Here is a 24,581-nt window from a genome sequence, read left to right on the forward strand (position 1 = left end):
CCTGCCCTAAGTTGATAATGATAACCCATTATCATTACTGTGTGACAGTTTTTCCGGGCGGTAGATACAGGCGGATGGTGTATTCTGTCGGCTATGGAACGCACAACACGTCAAAAAACCGCAATTCAAGCCGCCATCGAGTCGGCCCAGCGCCCCTTGTCGGCGCAGGAAATCCTCGAACAGGCCAGCTTGCAAGTGACGCAGCTGGGCATCGCCACCGTTTACCGCAACTTGAAGTCCCTGGTGCTGGAAGAAAAGGTGCATGTGGTGACCTTGCCCGGTGAAAACCCGCGCTACGAGTCGAACACGGCGGCCAATCACCATCACCACCATTTCCAGTGCACCACGTGCCAGCGCGTGTTCGACGTGCATGATTGCCCGGGCGACTTGAAGCGCATGGCGCCGCAAGGCTTTGTCGTCGAGCGCCATGAACTGACCCTGTACGGCCGCTGCGCCGACTGCAACACCGCCGCGGGCGTCACGGGGGCCGCGGCCGCCAAGGCCAAGCCCGCGCCACACGCCTGCGCCAGCCACCACGACCCGGCCTGAGCGGGCGGGGCGGCATGCGTGGGCAGGCTTGCAACAATGCTGGCTGCCCGGCGCCAATTCCCGTACCTAGATCACGTATAATCTTCCCTTTAAAGCTGCCGCCACTCTTTGCCAAAAAAACATGAAATCAACTGAAATCCGCGACAAGTTCCTCAAATTTTTCGAGTCCAAGGGCCATTCCATCGTCCGTTCCAGCTCCCTGGTGCCAGGCAACGATCCGACATTGCTGTTGACGAACAGCGGCATGGTGCAATTCAAGGATGTGTTTACAGGCACGGACAGCCGTCCCTACACGCGCGCCACCTCGGTGCAGCGCTGCGTGCGCGCCGGCGGCAAGCACAACGATCTGGAAAACGTCGGCTACACGGCGCGCCACCATACTTTCTTTGAAATGCTGGGCAACTTCAGCTTCGGCGACTATTTCAAGCGCGATGCAATCCAGTACGCGTGGGAACTGCTGACCAAAGTCTATGGCTTGCCGGCTGACAAGCTGACCGTCACCGTGTACATCGAAGATGACGAAGCCTACGATATCTGGGCGAAAGAAATCGGCGTGCCTGTCGAGCGCATCATCCGCATCGGCGACAACAAGGGTGCGCGTTACGCATCGGACAATTTCTGGCAGATGGCGGACACGGGCCCATGCGGTCCGTGCACGGAAATCTTCTACGACCACGGCGCCGACATTCCTGGCGGCCCGCCGGGCTCGCCTGATGAAGACGGCGACCGCTTCATTGAAATCTGGAACCTGGTGTTCATGCAGTTCAACCGCGACGAAGCGGGCGTCATGCACAAGCTGCCGAAGCCATGCGTCGACACGGGCATGGGCATGGAGCGCCTGGCAGCCGTGCTGCAGCACGTGCATTCGAACTATGAAATCGACCTGTTCCAGCACCTGATCCGCGCCGCCGCGCGCGAAACGGGCGCCACGGACCTGGAAAACAAGTCGCTGCGCGTGATCGCCGACCACATCCGCGCCGCCGCCTTCATGATCGTCGACGGCATCATCCCGGGCAGCGAAGGCCGCGCGTATGTACTGCGCCGCATCATCCGCCGCGCCTTGCGCCATGGCCACAAGCTGGGCCAGACGAAACCGTTCTTCTACAAGCTGGTGGCCGATCTGGCCATCGAGATGGGCGGCGCCTATCCCGAGCTGGAAGAAGCGAAAGACAACGTCGCCAATATGCTCAAAGCCGAAGAAGAGCGTTTCGGCGAAACCCTGGAAACGGGCATGAAAGTGCTGGAAGCGCAGCTGGCCAAGGATGCCACGGGCATCGACGGCGCCACCGCTTTTACCCTGTACGAAACCTACGGCTTCCCGCCGGACCTGACGGCCGACATCTGCCGCGAACGCAATATCATTTTCGACCAGGCCGGCTACGACGCGGCCCTGAAAGAAAGCCAGGAACTGTCGCGCAAGGGCGGCAAGACGCACAAGGACAGCAAGGTCGAGTACACGGGCGAGAAAAACACCTTCGTCGGCTACGATCAATTGACGTTCAGCGGCAAGGTGGTCGCGCTGTACGCGGCCGGCACGCAGGTAGCTGAACTGACAGCGGGCCAGGAAGGCATCGTCGTGCTCGACACGACGCCGTTCTACGCGGAATCGGGCGGCCAGGTGGGCGACCAGGGCGTGATCGCCTCGGGCGCCGGCAGCTTTGCCGTCAGCGATACCCTGAAAATCCAGGCGGACGTGTTCGGCCACCACGGCGTGCTCGAATCGGGCGTGCTGAAAGTGGGCGACGCCGTCTCGGCGCAAGTCGATACGGCCAAGCGCGCACGCACGATCCGCAACCACTCGGCCACGCACTTGATGCACAAGGCCTTGCGCGAAGTGCTGGGCGGCCACGTGGCGCAAAAGGGTTCGCTGGTCGACCCGGACAAGACCCGTTTCGACTTCAGCCACAATGCGCCGATGACGGCCGAGCAGATCGCCGCCGTGGAAACCATCGTCAATAAAGAGATCCTGGAAAACCGCGCCACGCAAGCCCACTTGATGTCATTTGACGATGCCGTCAAGCATGGCGCGATGGCCCTGTTCGGCGAGAAATACGGCGATGAAGTGCGCGTGCTCGACATCGGCAGCTCGAAAGAGCTGTGCGGCGGCGTCCACGTGCAGCGCACGGGCGACATCGGCCTGTTCAAGATCATCGGCGAAAGCGGCGTTGCCGCCGGTATCCGCCGCGTGGAAGCCGTGACGGGCGAGGGCGCGCTGGCGCTGGTGCAAACCATCAACCGCCGCCTGGTCGAAGCGGCCAACGCCCTGAAGGCGCAGCCGGAAGAACTGACTGCCCGCATCGGCCAGGTGCAGGACCACGTGAAGGCGCTGGAGAAGGAACTGGCCGCGCTGAAATCGAAACTGGCCTCGGGCCAGGGCGATGAACTGGTCACGCAAGCCGTCGACGTCAACGGCATCAAGGTGCTGGCGGCCGTGCTGGACGGCGCCGACGTGGCCCGCTTGCGCGAAACCATGGACAAGCTGAAGGACAAGCTGAAAACGGCCGCCATCGTGCTGGCCAGCGTGGCGGACGGCAAGGTCAGCCTGATCGCCGGCGTGACGGCGGACGCGACTTCCAAGGTCAAAGCGGGCGAGCTGGTGAACTTCGTTGCACAGCAAGTGGGCGGAAAAGGCGGCGGACGCCCCGATATGGCGCAGGCTGGCGGTACCGATCCGAGCGGTCTGGCGAACGCCCTGGCTGGCGTGCCGGCCTGGGTCGGCGAGCGCGTGAAATAAAGCGTAAGCTAGCAGGCATGCGGGGTTTTCGCCCCACAGCCCCTTGAAAACGGCCCGCAGACGGTGTTTGCGGGCCGTTTTGCCGTGTGGAATCTCGTTGTGACACCACAACAGCCGATGAACTATTTTGGTGCAGCGCGTCAATGCCCCTGATTTAGAGTAGTATGTCGAAAATCAGTACAACAAAACAATGGTGGGATATTGATGATGAGCGACACACTACTTGATACCGAGATTATGGAATTTCACAAAGAACTCGACGCGCGGGGCTTGAATTGCCCGTTGCCGATTCTGAAGGCGAAAAAGGCTTTGTCAGAGCTGCAGAGCGGGGAAGTGCTGCGCATCATGGCAACCGATCCCGGTTCCGTGCGCGACTTCCAGGCTTTCGCCAAGCAAACGGGCAATGCCCTGCTGTCGCATGTGCAGACGGGTACCGAATTCGTCTTCCTGATGCAACGCAAATAATTCTGCCCGCCGGGGCCGCCGTGGCGCGGCCTGGTTTTCCTTCCCGAGCCAGCCCTTTTGCTGCCCTGCAGCGTAGCGGCGGACACCCTTGAAATCCCCGAAGCTGGACAGTTTAGATGGATTGCTCTAACAAAAAATCGCACGATCGTGCTTAAATTCGGTTCAAGATTCAAATTTCTCTTATAATCGAACGCACAATCAGCACTTGATCCGTCATTTTTATAATTTCCCAAAGGCATAGCTATGAAAGTCTTGGTACCCGTCAAACGCGTGGTCGACTATAACGTCAAAGTCCGCGTCAAGAGTGACGGCACTGGCGTCGATACCGCCAACGTCAAAATGTCGATGAACCCTTTCGATGAGATCGCGCTGGAAGAAGCGATGCGCCTGAAAGAAGCTGGCAAGGTCACTGAAGTGGTCGCCATCTCCTGCGGCGTGACGCAGTGCCAGGAAACCCTGCGCACGGCCATGGCCATCGGCGCCGACCGCGGCATCCTGGTGGAAACGACGACCGAACTGGAACCGCTGGCCGTGGCCAAGCTGGTGAAGTCCCTGGCCGAGAAAGAACAGCCGCAACTGATCATCCTGGGCAAGCAAGCGATCGATGACGACAGCAACCAGACCGGCCAGATGCTGGCAGCCCTGCTGGGTTGGCCGCAAGCCACGTTCGCCTCGAAAGTCGTGCTGGAAGACGGCAAAGTCACCGTCACCCGCGAAGTCGACGGCGGCCTGGAAACCCTGGCATTGACCTTGCCAGCGATCATCACCACCGACCTGCGTTTGAACGAGCCACGCTATGTGACCTTGCCGAACATCATGAAGGCAAAGAAAAAGCCGCTCGAGACCGTCAAGCCGGAAGACCTGGGCGTCGACGTTGCGCCACGCCTGAAGACCCTGAAAGTTGTCGAGCCAGCCAAGCGCTCGGCCGGCATCAAGGTCCCGGACGTCGCTACCCTGGTCGCCAAGCTGCGTACCGAAGCCAAGGTTATCTGAGCGGTTTGCCGCCAAAACATAAAATCTGGGGTCAGACCCGCCGGGTCTGACCCCGGCACTTGCTAACTATTAGGAATAATCATGGTCGCATTAGTTATTGCTGAACACGACAACGCTACCTTAAAGGGCAGCACCCACCACACCGTGACCGCGGCTGCCCAGTGCGGCGGCGACGTGCACGTACTGGTCGCAGGTTCGAACGCATCGGCCGCTGCCGCTGCCGCCGCGCAAATCGCCGGCGTGACGAAAGTCATCGTGGCCGACGCGCCGTACTTTGCCGACGGCCTGGCCGAAAACGTGGCCGAGCAAGTGCTGGCCATCGCCGGCAACTACAGCCACATCCTGGCGCCAGCCACCGCCTACGGCAAGAACATCCTGCCGCGCGTGGCCGCCAAGCTGGACGTGGCGCAAATCTCGGAAATCACCAAGGTCGATTCCCCTGACACCTTCGAGCGCCCGATCTACGCCGGTAACGCGATTGCTACCGTGCAATCTGGCGACAAGGTCAAGGTCATCACCGTGCGCACGACCGGTTTCGACGCCGCTGCCGCCACCGGCGGTTCGGCTGCCACGGAAACCGTCGCCGCCGTTGCCGATGCCGGCAAATCGGCTTTCGTGGGCCGCGAACTGGCCAAGTCCGACCGTCCTGAACTGACCGCCGCGAAAATCATCGTGTCGGGCGGCCGTGGCATGGGTTCGGCCGAGAACTTCCATATCCTGGAGCCGCTGGCCGACAAGCTGGGCGCCGCCATGGGTGCTTCGCGCGCCGCCGTCGATGCCGGCTTCGTGCCGAACGACTGGCAAGTGGGCCAGACGGGCAAGATCGTCGCGCCATCGCTGTACATTGCCGTCGGTATCTCGGGCGCGATCCAGCATCTGGCCGGCATGAAAGACTCGAAAACCATCGTCGCCATCAACAAGGATCCGGAAGCGCCGATCTTTGCCGTGGCCGACTACGGCATCGTGGGCGATCTGTTCGAGATCGTGCCGCAACTGGTCAAAGAACTGGGTTAAGTCACCCCCCTTCCGGTTTTGTTACTGACAAAGCCACGCCGGCCCGCCCCACACGGCGAGCCGCGCGTGGCTTTTTTCTTGGAGAAAAGAAGATGAGCTATCAAGCCCCGCTGAAAGACATGTTGTTCGTGATGAACGAACTGGCCGGCCTGGCCGAAATCCACACCTTGCCGGGCTGCGAAGACGCGACGCCCGACACGGCCGAAGCCGTGCTGGAAGAGAACGCCAAGTTCTGCGGCGGCGTGGTGGCCCCCTTGAACGGCCCCAGCGACAAGGAGCCGAGCTTCTGGCACGACGGGCAAGTGACCACCTCGAAAGGCTTCAAGGAAGCGTTCAAGGCCTATGGCGAAGCGGGCTGGCAGGGCGTGCAGCATCCGACCGAGTTCGGCGGCCAGGGCTTGCCCAAGCTCCTGGCCACGCCGTGCATCGAAATGCTCAACTCGGCCAGCATCTCGTTTGCCCTCGTTGCCCTGCTGTCGGACGGCGCCATCGAAGCGCTGCTGACGGCCGGCAGTGACGAACAGAAAGCTGTCTACCTGGAAAACCTGGTGTCCGGCAAGTGGACGGGCACCATGAATCTGACGGAGCCGCAAGCCGGCTCCGACCTGGCCGCCGTGCGCACGCGCGCCGTGCCGCAGGAAGACGGCACCTATAAAGTGTTCGGCACGAAGATTTTCATCACGTACGGCGAACACGACATGGCGGAAAACATCGTCCACCTGGTGCTGGCCCGCACGCCGGACGCGCCCGCCGGCGTGAAAGGCATCTCGCTGTTCATCGTGCCGAAATTCCTCGTCAACGCGGACGGCAGCCTGGGCGCACGCAACGACGCGCACTGCGTCTCGATCGAGCACAAGCTGGGCATCAAGGCCAGCCCGACGGCCGTGCTGCAGTTCGGCGACCACGGTGGCGCCATCGGCACCCTCGTGGGCGAGGAAAACCGCGGCCTCGAATACATGTTCATCATGATGAACGCGGCCCGCTTCGGCGTGGGCCTGCAAGGCATTGGCCTGGCCGAGCGCGCCTACCAGCAGGCCGTGGCGTTCGCCAAGGACCGCGTGCAGTCGCGCGATCTGGCCGGTTCGCCCGGTCCAGTGTCCATCATCCACCACCCGGACGTGCGCCGCATGCTGATGTCCATGCGTTCGCAAACGGAGGCGGCGCGCGCGCTGGCCTACGTGGGCGCGGCCATCAGCGACGTGGCGCACCACCATCCGGACGCGGACGTGCGCGCGGAAAGCCTGGCGACGTATGAATACCTGGTGCCTGTCATCAAGGGCTGGGCCACGGAAATGTCGCAGGACGTCACGCGCGACGGCGTGCAAGTGCATGGCGGCATGGGTTTCATCGAAGAAACGGGTGCCGCCCAGCATTACCGCGACGCCAAGATTCTCACCATCTACGAAGGTACGACGGCCATCCAGGCGAACGACCTCGTGGGCCGCAAGACCGTGCGCGACGGCGGCGCCGTGGCGAAAGCCATCATCGCCCAGGTGCGTGCCACGGAAGCCCAGTTGGGCGAGCTGACGGGCGCCGACTTCCAGGCCATGCAGCGTCACCTGGCCGAAGGCAGTGCCGCGCTGGAAGCCGTGGTCGAGTATGTGGTGGCGAACATGAAGACGGACATCAAAGCCGTGTTTGCGGGCAGCGTGCCGTACCTGAAACTGGCCGGGATCGTGCTGGGCGGCTGGCAGATGGCGCGCGCGGCCGTGGTGGCGCAGCAAAAGCTGGGCGAGGGCAGCGGCGACGCCGCGTTCTACAAGGCGAAAATCGCCACGGCCCGCTTCTTTGCCGACCACATCCTGTCGCAAGCGCCAGGACTGCGCGCCACCATCATCGACGGCAGCGCCGGCGTGATGGCGCTGTCGGAAGAGCAGTTTTAAGCTGCATCCTTGCCGGTGACCGCCGGCTGAATGCAAAAAAGCGCTGGAGATCACTCTCCAGCGCTTTTTTTAACCCCAAACGTAAGTGCCGGGGTCGGACCCTGAGGGTCCGACCCCAGTCCTTGCTCTTGGGTTCAGCTTACCTTCTGGCAATGCCATTACCCGAATTGCGCACCAGGTCGCCAGCAGCCAGCCCGGGATCCTGGTCAAACGCGAAGTCAGCCTTGGCGCCCGTCTCGTATTGCACGGTGACGGTCCACGTTTTGGCGTTCTTCATGTGGCCTTCGACTTGCTTGCCGGCATACGCGCCGCCAGCGGCGCCGGCCAGGGTGGCCAGGTCCTTGCCGCGTCCGCCGCCGACCTGGCGGCCCAGCAGGGCGCCGGCCACGCCGCCGCCGATCATGCCCAGGGCGCCGCCTTCACCGGCTTTTTCAGTGACGTTGACTGCCAGCACCTTGCCGCACTCGGCGCAGATCTGCTGGGCAGGCTTGCTGTTCTGGCCAGCATACGAGTTGCCGGCCTTTTGTGCGGCCTTGGCGTTGATGATGGCCTGGTCGTATTCGCCCTTGGCGTCGCGCAGGCATTGCATGCGGGCTTTCGAGCTGGTTTCTTCTGCGCACAGTTTCTTGTCATCCGCATAGCGGGTGCTGGCTTGCTTCGTGTCGTACGCGTATTGCGCCTTCGGCGACAGGTTTTGCGCGAAGGCGGAGGTGCTGAACAGGGCCGTGACGGCGACTGCGAGGATGAGTGGGCGACGAATCATGATCTTCTCCTAGGGGGTGTTAAATGAACCAGTAATGTCGGCATTGTGAATGCAGTATAGAGGAAAATCATGATTGCTTACCAACACTTACATGTGCGGGCGCTGCGCCTTGATGGCGGTGGTTGCTGCATGGAAATTAACCATAGGCGCCGCCTGTGTACAGCAAGTCGAACAGGCGCGCCATGGTGGCAATCAGCATGCCCGCGCCTAGCATCAAGGTAGCGACCAGCACCACGGCCAGGGGCCAGCCCGTGTCCGACGCGCGGCCGGAGGTGGCGTTGTAGCGCGCATCCCATTTGTCGTCCGGCATCAGGCCCAGCACCAGCGCTTCCAGGAAGCCGCCCAAGGCGGACAGGGTCAGCGGCAATATCTGGTAAAACCAGTCCGCGTCGGGAAACAGCTGGCGCAGCAGCAGGGAGGCGGGCAGGGCGGCCAGGTGTAGCCAGCCCCAGCGGTCCTTGGCGCCGTGCAGGTAGAAGCGGTGGGCGCCCAGGCATCCCAGCAAAAAAGCCAGCAGGCTGGTGAATGCCTTGTTCTTGTGCGGCTGTTGCAAAATGGTAGCGGTGGTCATGGGACTCCAGAGTTGCTCATCGGTAAAGATTGTCAGTATCGGTCATTCCCTGCCGCAACGATAGCACTTTCGTGCCGTGTTCAGGCGATGCTGTCACCGCCTGGACGTGGCATCGGCGGCACGATAGACGCACGCGCCTATTGCGTCTTCGGCCATGACTGGTCATAATGTTTGATTAGCCCAAATTACACGCCCGTCATCATAACGCTTGCTGCCTGGCGGTAAAGCGCGCTATAATTTGCGGCTTTTTCCGCCTCAGCACACTTTTTGGAAATATTATGGTCGTTATTCGTTTAGCTCGTGGAGGCGCCAAGAAGCGCCCGTTCTTCAACATCGTCGCTACTGATTCGCGCAATCGCCGCGATGGTCGCTTCATTGAGCGTATCGGTTTTTACAACCCGATGGCGCAAGGTGGCGAAGTTCCACTGCGTATCACCGCAGACCGTCTGGCCTACTGGCAAGGCGTTGGCGCACAATTGTCGCCAACCGTTGCTCGCTTGGTAGCTAGCAACAACAAAGCAGCAGCTTAATTAGATCACTGGTTTGACGGTCAAGACTGCATCCGGGGTGAAAGTCCCCGATGACCTGGTACAGGTAGGCTATGTCTCCGGTGCCTATGGCATTGCTGGCGGAGTCAGGATCACTCCTTTCTCCGACGACGCGGATGCATTATTAAGCGTCAAAACCTGGTGGTTTGATAAACCGACCTTGCATGATGTTCAAGTCAGGCAAGCGAAGTTACACGGCGGCGACGTCGTGGCCCAGCTGGTGGGTGTGGTCGGGCGGGATGCCGCAGAAGCGCTGAAAGGCGTCTCTGTGCAAATTCCGCGTAGCCATTTCCCGACGCTGACGGCCGATGAATTTTATTGGTCCGATCTGATCGGACTGACAGTCGAGAATTTGCAAGGCGAGTGCCTCGGCACAGTGCACGACATGATGAGCAATGGTCCGCAGTCGATCTTGCGCGTTACGCCCGTCGCTACTGCTGATGAGACCGTTGAAAAGGCGCCTGAGCGCCTGATCCCGTTTGTTGGCCAGTTTGTCATTAACGTTGACAAGGCCGCCAGCAAGATCACGGTCGACTGGGGCCTCGATTATTAAACCGCCTGCGCTTAACTTTGCGCCGGGCAAACTTTGCAGGATGGTGAACGATGCAATTTGATGTCGTGACCCTGTTCCCGGAAATGTTTGCCGCGCTGACGCAGTCGGGTGTGACCCGGCGCGCCTTCGAGCAGGGGAAATGTGGCTTGTCGCTGTGGAATCCCCGTGATTTCACGACCGACAATCACCGTACCGTGGATGACCGCCCGTATGGCGGCGGCCCCGGCATGGTGATGATGGCCCGTCCCCTTGAAGCGACAATCAATGCCGCGAAGCAGCGCCAGACCGCATTGGGACTGGCGGCGCCCCGCGTGGTGTTCATGTCGCCGCAAGGTCGTCCGTTGACGCACGAGCGCGTCACGCAGCTGAAAGCCGAACCTGGTTTGGTGATCCTGTGTGGCCGCTATGAAGCCGTGGACCAGCGTTTGCTGGACCGTTGCGTCGACGAGGAAATCAGCGTCGGCGACTTCGTCCTGTCGGGCGGTGAATTGCCTGCCATGGCGCTGATGGATGCGGTGATCCGTTTGTTGCCGGGTGTCTTGAACACCGAGGCATCGGCCATCGAGGACAGCTTCGTCAATGGCTTGCTTGATTCGCCGCACTACACGCGGCCGGAAACATATGAAGGCATGGCCGTGCCGCCCGTCTTGATGGGTGGCAATCATGCCGAGATCGTCAAGTGGCGCCGCCAGCGCATGCTGGAAGCGACCGCGACAAAGCGGCCTGACCTCTTGGTCAGTGCACGCGCCGCCGGCTTGCTCAGCAAGACCGACGAAAAATTCTTGGCCAGCCTGTAAGCCGTCTCCGGACGGCCGGCAGGGTGGCCAGTAGTGCCGGGCATGTTGCCCATATTGTGTTACCCATCCTCTACCGGGCGGATACTTGCTATCCACAGTGCGCCGGCATGATGGTTTTCGGAGTGTTAAAAATGGACTTGATTCAACAATTAGAGCAGGAAGAAATTGCTCGTCTGGGTAAAACCATTCCTGAATTCGCACCAGGCGATACCGTTATCGTCAGCGTCAACGTAGTCGAAGGTACGCGCAAGCGCGCCCAGGCTTACGAAGGCGTCGTTATCTCCCGTCGTAACCGTGGCCTGAACTCGAACTTCATCGTTCGCAAGATCTCGTCCGGCGAAGGCGTTGAGCGTACGTTCCAACTGTACTCGCCGCTGATCGCTTCGATCGAAGTGAAACGCCGTGGTGATGTTCGCCGCGCCAAGCTGTACTATCTGCGTGAGCGTTCGGGTAAATCGGCGCGTATCAAAGAAAAATTGCCAAATCGCCGCGTTGTGGCGAAAGCAAGCGCGTAATATCAGCGTCTGCGTTGGGAAAAGGGTGCCTCAGGGTGCCCTTTTTTTTATGGTGACACCTGGCCAAACCTGCTGCGCGTCGGTATAGGCAGCCTGCGATGCTCACCGTGCTAGAGCACGGTTGCGCGTCTCGGCTACCTCTTCCTTCCGCTCGCGACGGTTTTGCCAAGTGCTTTTAATCATGAGGGAGGGGCAATGGCCACCATCGCATTTGATCCCAAACAACTTGCCATCGATTCGATCGCCGGCGAGGCGGCGCTGGACGCCGTGCGCCTGACGCCGGACTGGCTGCGCCAGCGCCTGGCCGAACAGCCCGACTGGCAGCCCGAGATTACCCAGGATTTCCTTTCCGCCCGCGCCGTGCCCGTGCGCGCCGCCGTTCTCATTCCCCTCGTGCAACGCCCGCAAGGCTTGACCATCTTGCTGACCATGCGCACGGACCACCTGAGCAGCCATGCAGGGCAGGTCAGCTTTCCCGGCGGGCGCAGCGAAGCGTTCGATGCGTCGCCCATCGCCACGGCCCTGCGCGAAACGGAAGAAGAAGTGGGCCTGGCGCGCGAGCACATCGAAGTGCTGGGCTGTTTGCCAGATTACCTGACGGGCACCGGCTACCAGGTCACGCCCGTGGTGGGCCTGGTGACGCCGCCGTTCGAGCTGCGCGCCGACCCGTCGGAAGTGGCGGAAATCTTCGAAGTGCCGCTGGCTTTCCTCATGGATGGCCTCAACCATCAGCGCCTGTCGGTGGAGTTGCCGGGCGGACGGCGCTCGTTCTACGCCATGCCGTACGAGCGCTTCTACATCTGGGGCGCCACCGCCGGCATGCTGCGCAATCTGTTTCACCTCTTGCGCGCGTAAAATGGCGTCCCGCACGTAATAAGTTTGATTCCAGCACTGCACTGCGCTATCGTAGCGGGCATTGCGGTATTGCTGAAAAAGACAAAAAGGACGTTTGATGACATTTCTCTCCATACTTTGCGCATTGCTGATCGAGCAGCTCAAACCTTTGCGCGCGGACAATCCGATCTACGCCGAAATCAAGAGCCTGGCAATGCGCATGGAGACCTGGTTCAATGCCGGCCATGCCAACCACGGCCGCATGGGCTGGTTCCTCATGATCGGCGTGCTGATGGTGCCGACGGCAGGCATTTACTGGCTGTTGCAGCATTATCAGCTGACCCTGCTGGCCTTTGCCTGGAACGTCCTCATCGTCTACCTGACCCTGGGCTTCCGTCACTACAGCCATTACTTTACGTCCATCCAGCTGGCCCTGAGCGCCGGCGACGAAGCGACCGCCCGCACCTTGCTGGCCGAGTGGACCAAGCTCGACACGGTGGGCATGGAAGCGAGTGAAATCGCCCGCATCGCCGTGGAAAAAGCCCTGGTCACCACGCACCGCAACGTGTTTGGCGTGTTCTTCTGGTTCCTCATGCCGCTGGGCCCTGCCTGCGCCGTGATGTACCGCGTGGCCGAATACCTGGCGCGCGCCTGGAACGAACCCGAGCATATGCGCAATGAAGCATTCGGCCAGTTCGCCGCGCGCGCCTTTTATTGGATCGACTGGATCCCCGTACGCCTGACGGCCGTGGCGTTTGCCGTGGTCGGCAATTTCGAGGACGCCATCTACGCTTGGCGCAATTTCGCCCAGCGCTGGCAGGACGAGGCCATCGGCATCATCCTGACGGCCGGCGGCGGCGCCATGGGCGTACGCCTGGGCACGCCAGCGGAAACGGCGGCCCGCGTGCTCGTCACGCCGGACATGGCCGTCGATGACAGCGACAGCGAAAGCGATATCCTGCCAGGCGAAGAGCCGGGCGCGCGTGCCTTGCAGAGCACGGTGGGCCTCGTCTGGCGCGCCTTGCTGCTGTGGATGCTGCTGCTGTTGCTGATGTCGGGCGCCGTTTTCCTCGGCTGACGCGGGCGCACACGCGCCATCCATGCGCCTGGCGCGTGGAACAAGGTTAAAATAGGGGCTGGCGTGCGATGCGTGCCGGCCCCTGTTTGCATCGTCAGGGCAGATCGAGGTAGAACCCAAGTCTTCTATAAGATATAATACTGGCTTACCGCAGCAAACGTAGTTGAATTACCAGCCCGGCCTACCCGCCGGGGCCATTCACGCAATCCAGTCCCGACAAGCCACATGGCCGAGTTATCTCAAAAAACAGGGGAACTCTCAGACGAGTTCTTCATCCTTGGTCTCACCAGCAATGGCAAGCAATTCCGACCCAGCGATTGGGCCGAGCGCCTTTGTGGAGTGATGTCCTGTTTCAATCCCGAAGGCGGCGGGCGCAATGCGCACCTCCAGTATTCGCCCTACGTGCGCCCGACCGTCGTCAATGGCGTCAAGTCGGTGGTGGTCAACACCAAGCTGCGCGAGATCGAGCCGATGGCGTTTCACTTCGTGCGCGAATTTGCCAAGGATAACGACCTGCAAATCGTCGAAGCCTGCTTCCTGCCGCCCCCCGAAGAAAAGTAAGACCGTTTTCATTGATGTGCCTCAAACCCGCCACGGCGGGCTGGCGTAGCGTGGACACTCTGCCTCAAACGGAGTGGCGACATGCGTATCGGCGACATCTGTACCCTGCACACCATTCATTGCCAGCGTGACACCAGCGTGCAGGACGCGGCGCTGCTGATGCGCCAGCACCATGTGGGCGACCTGATCGTGGCCGAACAGCCAAACGGCGAACGCGTGCCCATCGGCATCCTCACCGACCGCGACATCGTCATTTCCGTCATCGCCCTGGGCCTCGACCCCGCCAGCCTGCTGGTGGGCGACATCATGAGCGCGCAGCTGCTCACGGCCAGCGAAGACGAAGACGTCTACGACATCATCGAACGCATGCGCATCAACGGTATCCGCCGCCTGCCTGTGGTCAACAGCCTGGGCGCGCTCTCGGGTGTCGTCAGCATCGACGACCTGCTGGCCTTCCTGGCCGAAGAGATGGCCGAGCTGGCGCGCATCAGCAGCGGCCAGCTCGTACATGAAAAGCGCACGCGCAAATAAGTCCGCATTGCGCAATTCCAATCAAATCCTCGTTACTTGAAAATGCTACAGTCGCTGCTCGTTCAACGGGAAGCGTCCATGCACTATCTTGCCAAGGCACTCTGGTATATCGAATCGCATTATGCGCAGAATCTCTCGCTCGGTGACATCGCCCGCGTGGGCGGCGCCTCGCCGTACCACCTGACGCGTGCGTTTGGCCTGGCCACGGGCCACTCCGTGATGCGCTATGTGCGGGCGCGCCGGCTCAGCGAGGCGGCGCACACGCTGGCCCAGGGCGCGCAAGACATCCTCGCCGTCGCCCTGGAAGCAGGCTATAGTTCCCATGAAGCATTTACGCGGGCCTTTCGCGACCAGTTCAATGTCACGCCGGAAAAGGTGCGGGCCCAGCGCCACGTCGCCAACCTCGCGCTGGTGGGCGCCATCAAAATGGATGTGGCGCCAGGCGTTCCCCTGGAAGCGCCCCGTTTCGAGCAGGGCCCCGCCTTGCTGGCGGCGGGCCTGGTCGAACGCTATCGCGCAGAGACGGCTGCCGGCATCCCCGCCCTGTGGCAGCGCTTCCTGCCCCATGTGGCGCCCGGCCAGCTGGTGTATGGCGTGTGCTGCAACAATGACGATGCGGGCAATTTCGATTACCTGTGCGCCATGCCGGTCAGTGACTTTTCCCAGGCGCCTGACGACTGGATGCGGTTGCGCATCGCCCCGCAGCGCTATGCCGTGTTTCATCACCGCGGGCATATTTCCACCATCCGCGCCACCTGGCGCACGGTGTGGAACGAGTGGCTGCCCCAGTCGGGCCTGGAAGTGGCCGACGCGCCCGACTTCGAACGCTACGACCGGCAATTCGATCCCGCCAGCGGTGTTGGTGGCGTGGAAATCTGGCTCCCCTTGAAAGCATGAGCATGCTCAATACCTTGTCTGCGCCAGCCTTGTTTGCTGGCAGTACCGCGCTGCGCCAGCGCCTGTTGCAAATTGCCGCCGCGCTGGCGGCCGGCCTGCCTTTGTACTGGGTGCTGGGGCCGCAGCCGCTGGGCCCGCTGGCCTGGTGCGCGCCGCTGCCCCTGCTGTGGCTGGCTCTGCGCTCGTCGCGCCGCGATGCGGCCTGGATGACCTTCCTGGCCGCCATGCTGGGCTTGTCATCGAACTTTACTTATTTCCGCCTGCTCATGCCCTTGCCGGCCGTGCTGGCCGCGATCGCCGTCAAGGCGCTGCTGTGGCTGCTGGTGGTGCTGGCCACGCGGCGCCTCGTGCTGCGCTATCGGGCAAGCTGGACGGTGCTGGCGTATCCCGTGCTGTGGGTGGCCATCGATACGCTGATGGCGGCCTTGCTGCCGGACGGTAACTGGGGTAGCCTCGCGTATTCGCAAGCGGATAACCTTGCCGTGCTGCAGGTGGCGGCCCTGGCGGGCGTGCCTGGCCTGCTGTTTTTGCTGTGCCTGGTGCCCTCCGTGCTGGCCTTGTTGCTGGCCGGTGGCCGTGCGTATGCGCCAGCGGCGGGCGTGACCGTGTTGCTGCTGGCGGCCGCATTCGCCGCTGGCGCCTGGCGCGTGCAGAGCGCCCCTGCACCAGGCGGGCCGCTGGCGGGGCTGGTGGCCATCGATGACTTTATCGGCCCGGCCACGCCGCCGACGCGCGCGCAAGCCATTTGGGACCAGTACGCGCGCCACGTCGAACAATTGGCCGGGCAGGGCGCCAGACTGGTGCTGTTGCCGGAAAAGATAGCGGTGCTGGCGCCTGAGCAGGCGGATGCCGTGCGGCAGCGTTTCCAGGCGCTGGCGCGCAGCACGGGCGCGTGGATTACCGTGGGTGTCGGCGTGCAGGACGCTGCCGGCCGGCGCAACCTGGCCTGGTTGTTCGCGCCCGATGGCGCCGCGCCCGTCAGCTATCAAAAACATCATCTGGCGCCGCCCGAGCGCGAGTTTCTTGTCGGCAGCGCGTTTGCCGTGCAGCCGGTGGCGGGCCAGGCCATGGGCTTGGCCATCTGCAAGGACATGCATTTCGCGCCCCTGGGGCACGCGTATGGCGCGGCCGGGGCGCAAACGATGCTGGTGCCGGCCTGGGATTTCCAGCTCGACGCCTGGATGGGGGCGCGCATGACGGTCGTGCGCGGCGTGGAAAACGGTTATGCGGTGCTGCGCGCGGCACGCGAGGGTGTGCTGACGGTCAGCGATGCGTATGGCCGCGTGCTGGCGGAGCGCGCCAGCAGCGCCATGCCGGGCAGTACCTTGCTGGCGCCGCTGCCGGCGCACCCGCCCATTGCCACCTGGGCTCGATGGCTGGGGCCGCTGTTCGGCTGGCTGTGCGTGGCTCTGGGTGCGATGTTGCTGTGCGAGGGCCGCCGCGCCGAGTCCGCCGTCTGACGGTTAACGCCACGTTTTGTTGCAATGCGCAAAACCGCATTGCGCGGCCTTCTTTTATATTCCGCGCAGGCTGCTACATAATCGCCGCCGATGATTGCACCATTGCCGTGCATATTGAAATGCGATGCCGGCATATATATTGCACCGCAATAAGTGGTGTTATCTGGTATTGGTGAAATGGCGAGGTTGGTATTAATTGGTACTTAATTCAGCCACGAAGTCATACATATCGCCGCGGAAGTAGGAGCGGCAAAATTCCACGGCGCGGCCATCGCGCAAAAAGCCCAGCCTTTCCACCGACAAGCCCGCGTCGCCTTCCTCCGCCTGCAGCAGGCTGGCCTGCTCCCCCGTCAATAAAAGCGCGCTCAGCCGCTGCAAGGCGCGCACGGGCCGGTTGCCCGCCTGTTCCAGCGCGTCGTACATCGATACGTCGACGGCGTCGAGCGCCGGCAGGCAACTGGCGACGATGGTCGCGTATTCGAGGCACATCGGCACCTCGTCCGCATAGCGGATGCGGTGGAAGCGGTATACGGGCGCGCCCGGCGACAGCCGCAGGCGCAAGGCCTCTTCCGGCGTCACGGTGCCCTCTGCGCGCTTGAGCCACACGCTGCGCGGCGTGCGTCCGCGCGCGCGCATGTCTTCGGAAAACGAGGTCAGCTTGGCGAAGTTCTTCTCGATGCGCGTATTGATGAAATTGCCCGAGCCGGGACGGCGCACCAGCAAGCCCTCGTTGACGAGGCCATCGATGGCCTTGCGCACGGTGATGCGCGAAACGGCCAGGTCGCTGGCCAGCTGGCGCTCGGCCGGCAGGGCTTCGTCGGGGCCGAGGATGCGCTTGTCGATCGCTTCGCGCAGCGCGCGCTGCAGTTGCTGATACAGGGGCAGGCTACTCGTCTGCCCCAGGCCTTGCATGATGTGAGCCAGGGTTGTCATACGCTGAGGGTCTCCGTTACGGCGCGTTGCAGACGCGCTCTGTATCTGTTTTGTGTCGCTGGATAATACCAAAAAAGACCGTTGTAAAACCAATTTCAATTATCAGGCCGGCAATTTATGCGTGGCTCCGCTGGTATTTAACCCACCCATACGGGCTACAAATTGATTTCGGTGAAGTGGTCTGTGTGATTCAAACAACGTTATAAAAAAAAAGTTGCAACTGGTAGTGTTCTGGTATTGGATAGTAGTATATTGGCGTTGAATTGGTTTTGTAAGTGGTTGTGCCGAAGGGTCTGCAGCATGCCGCGAGAGTAGGCGGGCTGGAAAGAAGACCTACGTTAAAAATGAAAAGGTTCCAATCCTGGGGCCTAAATCAAGGGGGAGTACATGAAACGCAATTTGACAGCTAGCTCTGCAGCACGCAATTTGACGCCTATCGCCGCTGCTGTGGCTATGTTGATGGCAGGTGCGAGTTTCTCGGCGCATGCGCAGGAAGCGGTGACAGCCAAGCCGGCAGCAACGGCTGAAGTTGATGAAGGCCAGACCGTCGTCGTGACGGGTATCCGCGCATCGCTGCAACAATCCTTGAACCAAAAACGCAATTCCGACAGTCTGGTCGAAGTGATCACGGCTGAAGACGTGGGCAAGATGCCAGACAAAAACATCGCCGACTCGCTGCAACGCGTGCCAGGCGTTAGCGTCGCCGCTGCGGGCGGTAACGAGGGCAGCTTTGGCGAGAATGACCGCGTGGCACTGCGCGGCACACCGTTCGGCCTGACCCTGACCACCTTCAATGGCCACTCGGTCAGCAGCGGCGACTGGTTTGCCGACAACATCATTGGCGGCGGCCGCAGCGTCAGCTTCTCGCTGTTCCCATCCGAACTGATCGGCCGCGTCACCGTGCACAAAGGTTCGCAAGCGAACCTGCTGGAAGGCGGCGCGCAAGGCGTGATCGATATCGAATCGCGCAAACCGCTGGACTTCAAGAAACAAATTACGGGCCAGGTCAGCCTGGGCGCCGTGTACTCGTCCAACTCGGGCAAGAAAGATCCGCAAGTGAGCGGCATGCTGAACTGGAAGAACGATGCCAATACCATGGGTGTGATGGTGCAGGGCTTCTATCAGAAGCGCAAACTGAGCCGTGTCGGCCAGGAAAATGGCGTCTGGTATGACGAAGTCAAGCCGGATTCGGCAGTCGCTGGCGCCTTGCCAGGTTCGGCCGGCGGCCGCGTCAACTACATGGGCGGCACCGCCTGGTTCGAACAGGAACGCACCCGCAAGGGCGGCCTGATCGACGTGCAAATCAAGCCGACCAGTGCGCTGACCCTGGACTTCACCCTGTTCCATTCCGAACTCGACGCGCCGAACATCAACCATAACTTCATCCAGACCGTAGGCCTGGAAACGGGCAGCAAGGGTGGTTACCCTGTCGGCAACGTCAGCGGCACCTACAAGGGCGGTATTGTTACCGGCCTGCACACCACCGTGCCAGCCAATTGCGGCGCCGTCTGCGCCGGCTATTCCAGTGCCGTGCAGGAAGAGTTCAGCCGTCCTGTGGCGGAAAGCAAGTCCGACTTCTTCAATATCGATGCCAAATACCGCGTCAACGACCGCCTCACCTTCTCGGGTAAAGTCGGCACGACCAAGGGCGTCGGCAACACGGAAAGCGGCGCGCTGGGCGTTTGGATGCCTTGGACGGGCGGCGGCTACACCCAGAACGGCGCCAGCCATGGCGTGATCTACGATACCCCGGGCGCGAACAAGTTCTCGATCGGCGGCCGTCAGGCAACGCCTTACACCTACGGTTCGCACGTCACCGCGAACGACAAGGAAACCTATGGCCAGATCGACGGTATCCTGAAACTCGACTTGCCAGCGATCTCGTCGGTGGAATTCGGTGCCCGCGTCGCGGAACACAAGCGTGACCTGACCGCCATCGGCATCGTCGCCAAGCCATCGCTGGGCGTCACCGCCAACCTGCCGATGGATGGCTTGACCTCGTTCCCAAGCAACTTCAAGGACCTAGGCGTGAACGGCGCCGGCTACTGGACGTTCTCGCAAGCGAGCGTCAACAAGTGGCTCAAGGATAACGCCACGTACCAGGGCAACCTGCGCCAGTCCGAGTTCAACATCAAGGAGCCGACCCAGTCGGTGTACGCGATGGCGAACTTCGGCACGGAAGGCTTGTCGGGTAACTTTGGCGTGCGCTATGTACACACCAAGGAAGACGTCAATCGCTATGAGCTGAACCCGGCTGCTCAGTACGAAATCAAGAACTACACCAACACGTACAATGATTTCTTGCCTAGCGCCAACTTCCGTCTGGACGTGACGAAGGATATCATCGGCCGTTTCGGCATCAGCCGCACCATGGCCCGTCCTGAACTGGGCATGATGGCAGGCCTGGATCTGCGCGACAACCAGCTCGACGGCAACGCCGGCAATCCTAACCTGCGTCCTATCCGCTCGAACAACGCCGACATCGGCGTGGAATGGTACTTCGCGCCGAAATCGATGGTTTCGGCTGGCATCTTCTACTCGTCGCTCGATGGTTATGTGACCTACGGCAAGGGTGTGACGACGTTCTACAACCAGTTGCAGAACAAGTTCACCCAGTATGAAGTTGGCACGCCAACCAATACCACGGCGGAAGTCAAGGGCCTGGAACTGTCGTATGTACAAGCGTTGCCAGCAGGCTTCGGCGTGAACGCCAACTACACCTATACCGATGGCAAGGAAACGGGCAACGTCAAGGGTTCGCCATGCGGTGATTTCGGCGAATGCACGATGATCGGCACCTCGAAAAACGCGTATAACATTGGCGCGTTCTTCGAGAACGACAAGTTCAGCGCACGCCTGACGTACAGCTACCGTTCGGAATTCCTGAACGGCACCTCGCGCCGCAGCGCCGCCTACCAGGCTGGCATCGGCGGCCTGTCCGCATCGATCGCCTACCAGTTGACGGAGAACCTGGCCATCACCCTGGACGGCAAGGACCTGAACAATCCACTGTCGCGTTCGACCATCAAGACCCCTGGTTCGGATGACATGCCAGGCGCGTTCTACAAGAACGGCCGTCAGATCTACCTGGCACTGCAAGGCAAGATGTAAGACGTTTTATGTAGTTGATGCCTCCCGGCGGACACCCGGGATGGCATGACAATGGCGGAGCGCAGCTGGCTCCGCCATTTTTTTATTGCAAGATGCTTTTCTTTACATGGTGGGATACCTCCGATGACATTACACGCAATGCTGGCTTGCTTCGCCTGCGCGCTGCCACTGGCCGCCTCCGCCGCTCCCGCCGCACCGGTCTTCGCGCCGGAAGTGGTCGCCTATTATCCCGGCTGGAAATCGGCCGATTTTCCCGTTAATGAGCACAATATTCGCATCGGCAATGTCAGCCTGATCCAGTATGCGTTCGCCGACATCTGCTGGGATGGCGAACATGGCAACCCGGCACCCGATGGCGGCGGCGTGAGCGCCTGTCTGGATGCACAGGGCCAGCCGTCCCGGCCGGCCAATGGAAGCATCGTGCTGCCGGCGCCGCAAGCCGATGCCGACAACTTGCGCAAGCTCAACGCACTCAAGCAAGGTCATCCACGGCTGCGCGTCCTGCTGTCGGTGGGCGGCTGGATCTGGTCGAACCGCTTCTCGGACGTGGCCGCCACGCCTGCCGCGCGCCAGGCGTTCATCGCTTCCGCAATGGAGCTGGTGCGCCGGCACGGTCTCGATGGCATCGATATCGACTGGGAGCATCCTGCCACAGGGGGAATCCCCTGTATCGAAGGCAGGGTCTGCCACCGTAGCGGCGACAAGGAAAACTATGTGCGCCTGGCTAGCGAACTGCGCAGCGCATTCGACCATGCCGGCAAGCAAGCCGCCGGCCGCCATTACCTGATCACCATCGCCGCCGGCGCGCATGCCAGCCTGAGCGATGACAGTGACGCCGCACCCGGCTGGATGGCCCGCCTGGCGGCGCAGCTGGACTGGATCAATCTGATGACGTATGACTACCGCGGCGTGTGGGATGCCGAAAATGGCCAGCTGGCGCCCCTGTATGCCGACCCGGCCGATCCGCGGCGCGACAAGGCTTTGCATGCGGACGCCACCGTGACGCGCTTCCTGCGCGCCGGCGTGCCTGCTGATAAGCTGGTGCTGGGCGTGCCCTTCTATGGCTATGGCTGGAAACAGTGCGTCGCCGGTCCCCGCGGCGACGGCCTGTACCAGCCTTGCCAGGGCGCGGCCAGCGGTAATGACGGTACGCCGACATTTACTTACCGGCACCTGATCGAACACGGCTACCTGGCCGATGACAAGGGCGCGCGCGGCTTCCAGCGCCATTGGAATGCCGCGTCGCAAGTACCGTACCTGTATAACCGCGACAGCGGCGTCTTCATCAGCTATGAAGATGCGCAATCGATAGGCCATAAAGTGCGCTACATCCGCGACAAGGGTTTGCGTGGTGGCATGTTCTGGGAATTGAGCGGCGATGCGCAGCACGTGCTGGGTACGGCCCTGGCGCCCATCCTGAAAGGGGCGCAGCCATGAACCAACGCTACCTCGCCCTCGACGTCCTGCGTGGCCTGACCGTCGCCCTGATGATCGTCGTCAATACCCCGGGCGACTGGGGCAGCGTGTATGCGCCGTTTTTGCATGCCGAATGGCATGGCTTTACGCTCACGGACCTCGTCTTTCCCAGTTTTCTGTTTGTCGTCGGCAATGCGCTGGCCTTTGCGCTGGGGAAATATGAACACCTCGGGCATGGCGCCGTGCTGGCCAAGCTGTGCAAGCGCAGTGCGCTGATCTTTTTGCTGGGCTTTTTGTTGTACTGGTTTCCCTTCTTCAAGATCGACGATGCGGGCCAGTTCGCCTGGTCGCCGCTGTCGCACACGCGCATTCCCGGGGTGCTGCAGCGCATCGCCGTGTGCTACCTGGCCGCTGCCCTGGTCCTCCATTACTGGAAGACGCGGGGCGCGCTTGTCTTCAGCGCCTGCGCCTTGCTCGGCTACTGGGCCATCCTCGCGACGTGGGGCGACTACAGCTTGCACGGCAACGCGCCGGCCAAGCTCGATCTGATCTTGCTGGGCGGCAGCCATCTGTACCATGGCGAAGGCATCGCCTTCGATCCGGAAGGCATCCTCGGCACCTTGCCATCGATTGTCAATGTGATTGCCGGCTACCTGGCGGGCAGCTTTGTGCGCCGGACGGCGCCGGCGCAGCTGCGCGCCGCGCTGTATCGGCTGGTGGTGGCCGGCGTCATCTGCGTGGCCGTGGCCCTGTGCTGGAATGAGGTGTTCCCGATCAACAAGAAGCTGTGGACCAGCTCTTACGTGATGCTCGGTATCGGCCTGGACTTGCTGCTGCTGGCGCTGCTGATGTTCGTCATCGACGTGCGCAAGATCACGGGCTGGACCTACTTTTTTGAAGTCTTCGGCAAGAACACGCTGTTCATCTACCTCGTGTCGGAAGTGCTGGTGATCATCGCGTTTACCGTGCGCACCGGTGGCGGCAACCTGTACCAGTGGCTGTATCAGCACTGGTTTACGGGCTGGGCGCCGGCGCGCGTGGGGTCCTTGCTGTTTGCCGTCAGCTTCATGCTGCTGTGCTGGCTGATCGCCTATTTCATGGACAAGCGCAAGATCTACATCAAGGTCTAGAATTTCAATTTCAGGCCGTAGCGCGTGGCCATGGCCGTCAACAGCAGCATCAGGGCGGTGACGGCGGCCGCATTCCACAGGCCGGCCGCGCCGCCCGTTGCCAGATACGGCCACCAGACGGGCGGCAAGTGCAGCACGGCCGCCAGTTGCTGCCACAGGTCGGGCACGATGTAGGCGAACAGGGCATTGGTGCCGGCGGGCAAGAGCACCACGGCCCAGGCGCGCCAGCGCCACACGTCGATGACGACATAAAACACGAGGAACAGGGCCAGGATGAGGGCGCTGCACACGAGCGTGTAGGATTCCGTCGCCGCGATCTTGTTGATGTGGTGATACGGCCGCAGCAGCATGCCGGCCGCGAAGAGGCCCAGCGCGAACCACGCCATGAAACGGATGCGCTGCCCATGGCTCAAGGCGGCGCCGCGCAGGAACAGCTGGCCCACCAGGGTGCCGGCCAGTACGTTGGCCGCCGTCGAACCGAGCACTTGCGGCACGTTGACGAAGGAGTTGATGCCTGCCGGCAGGAAATCGAGGCTGCCCGCCGTGCCGCCCATGTACAGCACGAGCAGCAGGGAAAATACGCCCATCAGTGCCGTGCCGCTACCCCGGCACGCCAGGTACAGCAGGCTGCACAGCAAATAGGACCAGCCTATCATGCCGAGGATGCCCCACCACGACGGTTGCAGCCAGGTGCTGGAAAATTCCGCGTTCAGTTCGCCGCGAAACGTCGCCAGCAGGACCAGCATCAGCACGCCGCCGGCGGCCAGCTCCAGCTTGCCCGCGCCCTGGCGCCACAGCAGTATCATCGCCACATAAAACAGCAGGAAGTACATGGCGTGCGGCAGCGGCGCCGCCTGCGCATCATAGCGGTAGGCGTTCGCCAGCACGACGCCGGCCAGCATCAGGCTGGCGGAACGCCACAGCAGGCGTCCCAGCAAGGCTGGCGTGACGTGGCCGCAATGGCGCTGCAAGGCCAGCGGTATGGCCATGCCGACCATGAACAGAAAACCGGGAAAGACCAGGTCGGGTAGTGTGATGCCGTCGGCGCGGGGGCCTGCATGCTCGAGCCACCAGGCGATGCGGGGCATGCCGGCCAGGTAGTTGACCCAGATCATGATGACGATCACGCAGCCGCGGAAGGCGTCCAGGCTGGTCAATCGTTCGGCGGCGGTGGCAGTGGCGACAGTGGCTGGCGGCATGGAAGGAGGGCAAAGGTCGAAAAAAAAGCAGCCCCGGCGTGAGCCG

At 61.8% G+C, this 24,581-nt stretch carries 23 protein-coding genes; 19 read left to right on the forward strand and 4 right to left on the reverse strand.

Annotation, left to right across the window (positions count from 1 at the left end):
- Positions 1-93: 93 nt before the first annotated feature.
- The 6 genes from KO538_RS21135 to KO538_RS21160 all read left to right on the forward strand — a co-directional run bounded on the left by KO538_RS21135 (position 94) and on the right by KO538_RS21160 (position 7,638).
- Positions 94-549, forward strand: coding sequence for a Fur family transcriptional regulator (locus KO538_RS21135; protein ID WP_257620483.1), 456 nt, complete (start codon positions 94-96; stop codon positions 547-549).
- A 121-nt stretch (positions 550-670) separates the two neighbouring features.
- Entirely contained in the window at positions 671-3,283 is a 2,613-nt protein-coding gene (gene alaS, locus KO538_RS21140) for an alanine--tRNA ligase (RefSeq protein WP_219329554.1), read from the forward strand.
- A 237-nt stretch (positions 3,284-3,520) separates the two neighbouring features.
- A complete protein-coding gene (locus KO538_RS21145) occupies positions 3,521-3,748 on the forward strand; it encodes a sulfurtransferase TusA family protein (protein ID WP_010395510.1) in 228 nt (75 codons plus the stop codon).
- A gap of 243 nt (positions 3,749-3,991) precedes the next feature.
- A complete protein-coding gene (locus KO538_RS21150; protein ID WP_034759884.1) occupies positions 3,992-4,741 on the forward strand; it encodes an electron transfer flavoprotein subunit beta/FixA family protein in 750 nt (249 codons plus the stop codon).
- A gap of 81 nt (positions 4,742-4,822) precedes the next feature.
- Positions 4,823-5,755, forward strand: coding sequence for an electron transfer flavoprotein subunit alpha/FixB family protein (locus KO538_RS21155; RefSeq protein ID WP_077400542.1), 933 nt, complete (start codon positions 4,823-4,825; stop codon positions 5,753-5,755).
- 92 nt (positions 5,756-5,847) lie between these two features.
- A complete protein-coding gene (locus KO538_RS21160) occupies positions 5,848-7,638 on the forward strand; it encodes an acyl-CoA dehydrogenase (protein WP_072454366.1) in 1,791 nt (596 codons plus the stop codon).
- A gap of 139 nt (positions 7,639-7,777) precedes the next feature.
- Here KO538_RS21160 and KO538_RS21165 read toward each other — a convergent pair whose 3' ends face one another.
- Together KO538_RS21165 and KO538_RS21170 are read right to left on the reverse strand one after the other, a co-directional pair.
- Positions 7,778-8,401, reverse strand: coding sequence for a glycine zipper 2TM domain-containing protein (locus KO538_RS21165; protein ID WP_070303695.1), 624 nt, complete (start codon positions 8,399-8,401; stop codon positions 7,778-7,780).
- Positions 8,402-8,537: 136 nt separating this feature from the next.
- Complete coding sequence (locus tag KO538_RS21170) at positions 8,538-8,972, reverse strand: NINE protein (protein ID WP_219329555.1); 435 nt, start codon at positions 8,970-8,972, stop codon at positions 8,538-8,540.
- Positions 8,973-9,250: 278 nt separating this feature from the next.
- Here KO538_RS21170 and rpsP point away from each other — a divergent pair, with 278 nt between their 5' ends.
- The 10 genes from rpsP to KO538_RS21220 all read left to right on the forward strand — a co-directional run bounded on the left by rpsP (position 9,251) and on the right by KO538_RS21220 (position 16,746).
- Complete coding sequence (rpsP, locus tag KO538_RS21175) at positions 9,251-9,502, forward strand: 30S ribosomal protein S16 (protein WP_010395524.1); 252 nt, start codon at positions 9,251-9,253, stop codon at positions 9,500-9,502.
- A 13-nt stretch (positions 9,503-9,515) separates the two neighbouring features.
- Complete coding sequence (rimM, locus tag KO538_RS21180) at positions 9,516-10,073, forward strand: ribosome maturation factor RimM (RefSeq protein WP_034759867.1); 558 nt, start codon at positions 9,516-9,518, stop codon at positions 10,071-10,073.
- A 50-nt stretch (positions 10,074-10,123) separates the two neighbouring features.
- Entirely contained in the window at positions 10,124-10,870 is a 747-nt protein-coding gene (gene trmD, locus KO538_RS21185; RefSeq protein WP_034759865.1) for a tRNA (guanosine(37)-N1)-methyltransferase TrmD, read from the forward strand.
- Between the two features lie 131 nt (positions 10,871-11,001).
- Positions 11,002-11,385, forward strand: coding sequence for a 50S ribosomal protein L19 (gene rplS / locus KO538_RS21190; protein ID WP_010395528.1), 384 nt, complete (start codon positions 11,002-11,004; stop codon positions 11,383-11,385).
- Positions 11,386-11,580: 195 nt separating this feature from the next.
- Positions 11,581-12,240, forward strand: a complete 660-nt coding sequence (locus tag KO538_RS21195) for a CoA pyrophosphatase (protein WP_034759862.1) — start codon at positions 11,581-11,583, stop codon at positions 12,238-12,240.
- A gap of 97 nt (positions 12,241-12,337) precedes the next feature.
- Entirely contained in the window at positions 12,338-13,297 is a 960-nt protein-coding gene (locus KO538_RS21200; protein WP_034759859.1) for a CobD/CbiB family protein, read from the forward strand.
- A gap of 225 nt (positions 13,298-13,522) precedes the next feature.
- Positions 13,523-13,858, forward strand: coding sequence for a DUF3579 domain-containing protein (locus KO538_RS21205; RefSeq protein ID WP_029496213.1), 336 nt, complete (start codon positions 13,523-13,525; stop codon positions 13,856-13,858).
- 81 nt (positions 13,859-13,939) lie between these two features.
- A complete protein-coding gene (locus tag KO538_RS21210; RefSeq protein WP_070303693.1) occupies positions 13,940-14,389 on the forward strand; it encodes a CBS domain-containing protein in 450 nt (149 codons plus the stop codon).
- Positions 14,390-14,467: 78 nt separating this feature from the next.
- Entirely contained in the window at positions 14,468-15,286 is an 819-nt protein-coding gene (locus KO538_RS21215) for an AraC family transcriptional regulator (RefSeq protein WP_219329556.1), read from the forward strand.
- Positions 15,283-16,746: a nitrilase-related carbon-nitrogen hydrolase gene (locus tag KO538_RS21220; RefSeq protein ID WP_219329557.1), complete on the forward strand. Its 1,464-nt coding sequence runs from the start codon at positions 15,283-15,285 to the stop codon at positions 16,744-16,746. Before KO538_RS21215 ends, KO538_RS21220 begins: the two co-directional genes overlap by 4 nt.
- A 192-nt stretch (positions 16,747-16,938) precedes the next feature.
- Here the strand turns inward: KO538_RS21220 and KO538_RS21225 are convergent, their stop codons facing one another.
- Complete coding sequence (locus KO538_RS21225) at positions 16,939-17,679, reverse strand: GntR family transcriptional regulator (RefSeq protein ID WP_034759852.1); 741 nt, start codon at positions 17,677-17,679, stop codon at positions 16,939-16,941.
- A 459-nt stretch (positions 17,680-18,138) separates the two neighbouring features.
- Here KO538_RS21225 and KO538_RS21230 point away from each other — a divergent pair, with 459 nt between their 5' ends.
- The 3 genes from KO538_RS21230 (at position 18,139) to KO538_RS21240 (ending at position 23,336) form a co-directional block, all read left to right on the forward strand.
- On the forward strand, positions 18,139-20,790 hold the full coding sequence (locus KO538_RS21230) for a TonB-dependent receptor (protein WP_219329558.1): 2,652 nt from the start codon (positions 18,139-18,141) through the stop codon (positions 20,788-20,790).
- A 123-nt stretch (positions 20,791-20,913) separates the two neighbouring features.
- Positions 20,914-22,227: a glycoside hydrolase family 18 protein gene (locus KO538_RS21235; protein WP_219329559.1), complete on the forward strand. Its 1,314-nt coding sequence runs from the start codon at positions 20,914-20,916 to the stop codon at positions 22,225-22,227.
- Positions 22,224-23,336 carry an acyltransferase family protein gene (locus KO538_RS21240; RefSeq protein WP_219329560.1) on the forward strand — a complete coding sequence of 371 codons (1,113 nt, stop codon included), beginning with the start codon at positions 22,224-22,226 and terminating at the stop codon, positions 23,334-23,336. The genes KO538_RS21235 and KO538_RS21240 overlap by 4 nt, the downstream gene beginning before the upstream one ends.
- Here KO538_RS21240 and KO538_RS21245 read toward each other — a convergent pair.
- Positions 23,333-24,535 (reverse strand): DUF5009 domain-containing protein, encoded by a 1,203-nt coding sequence (locus tag KO538_RS21245; protein WP_219329561.1) that lies wholly within the window; start codon positions 24,533-24,535, stop codon positions 23,333-23,335. The genes KO538_RS21240 and KO538_RS21245 overlap by 4 nt on opposite strands.
- Positions 24,536-24,581 lie beyond the last annotated feature (46 nt).

Origin of the sequence: Janthinobacterium sp. NKUCC08_JDC (genome assembly GCF_019345575.1) — a bacterium.
In the GTDB taxonomy this organism is placed as follows: Bacteria; Pseudomonadota; Gammaproteobacteria; order Burkholderiales; family Burkholderiaceae_D; genus Janthinobacterium; species Janthinobacterium aestuarii.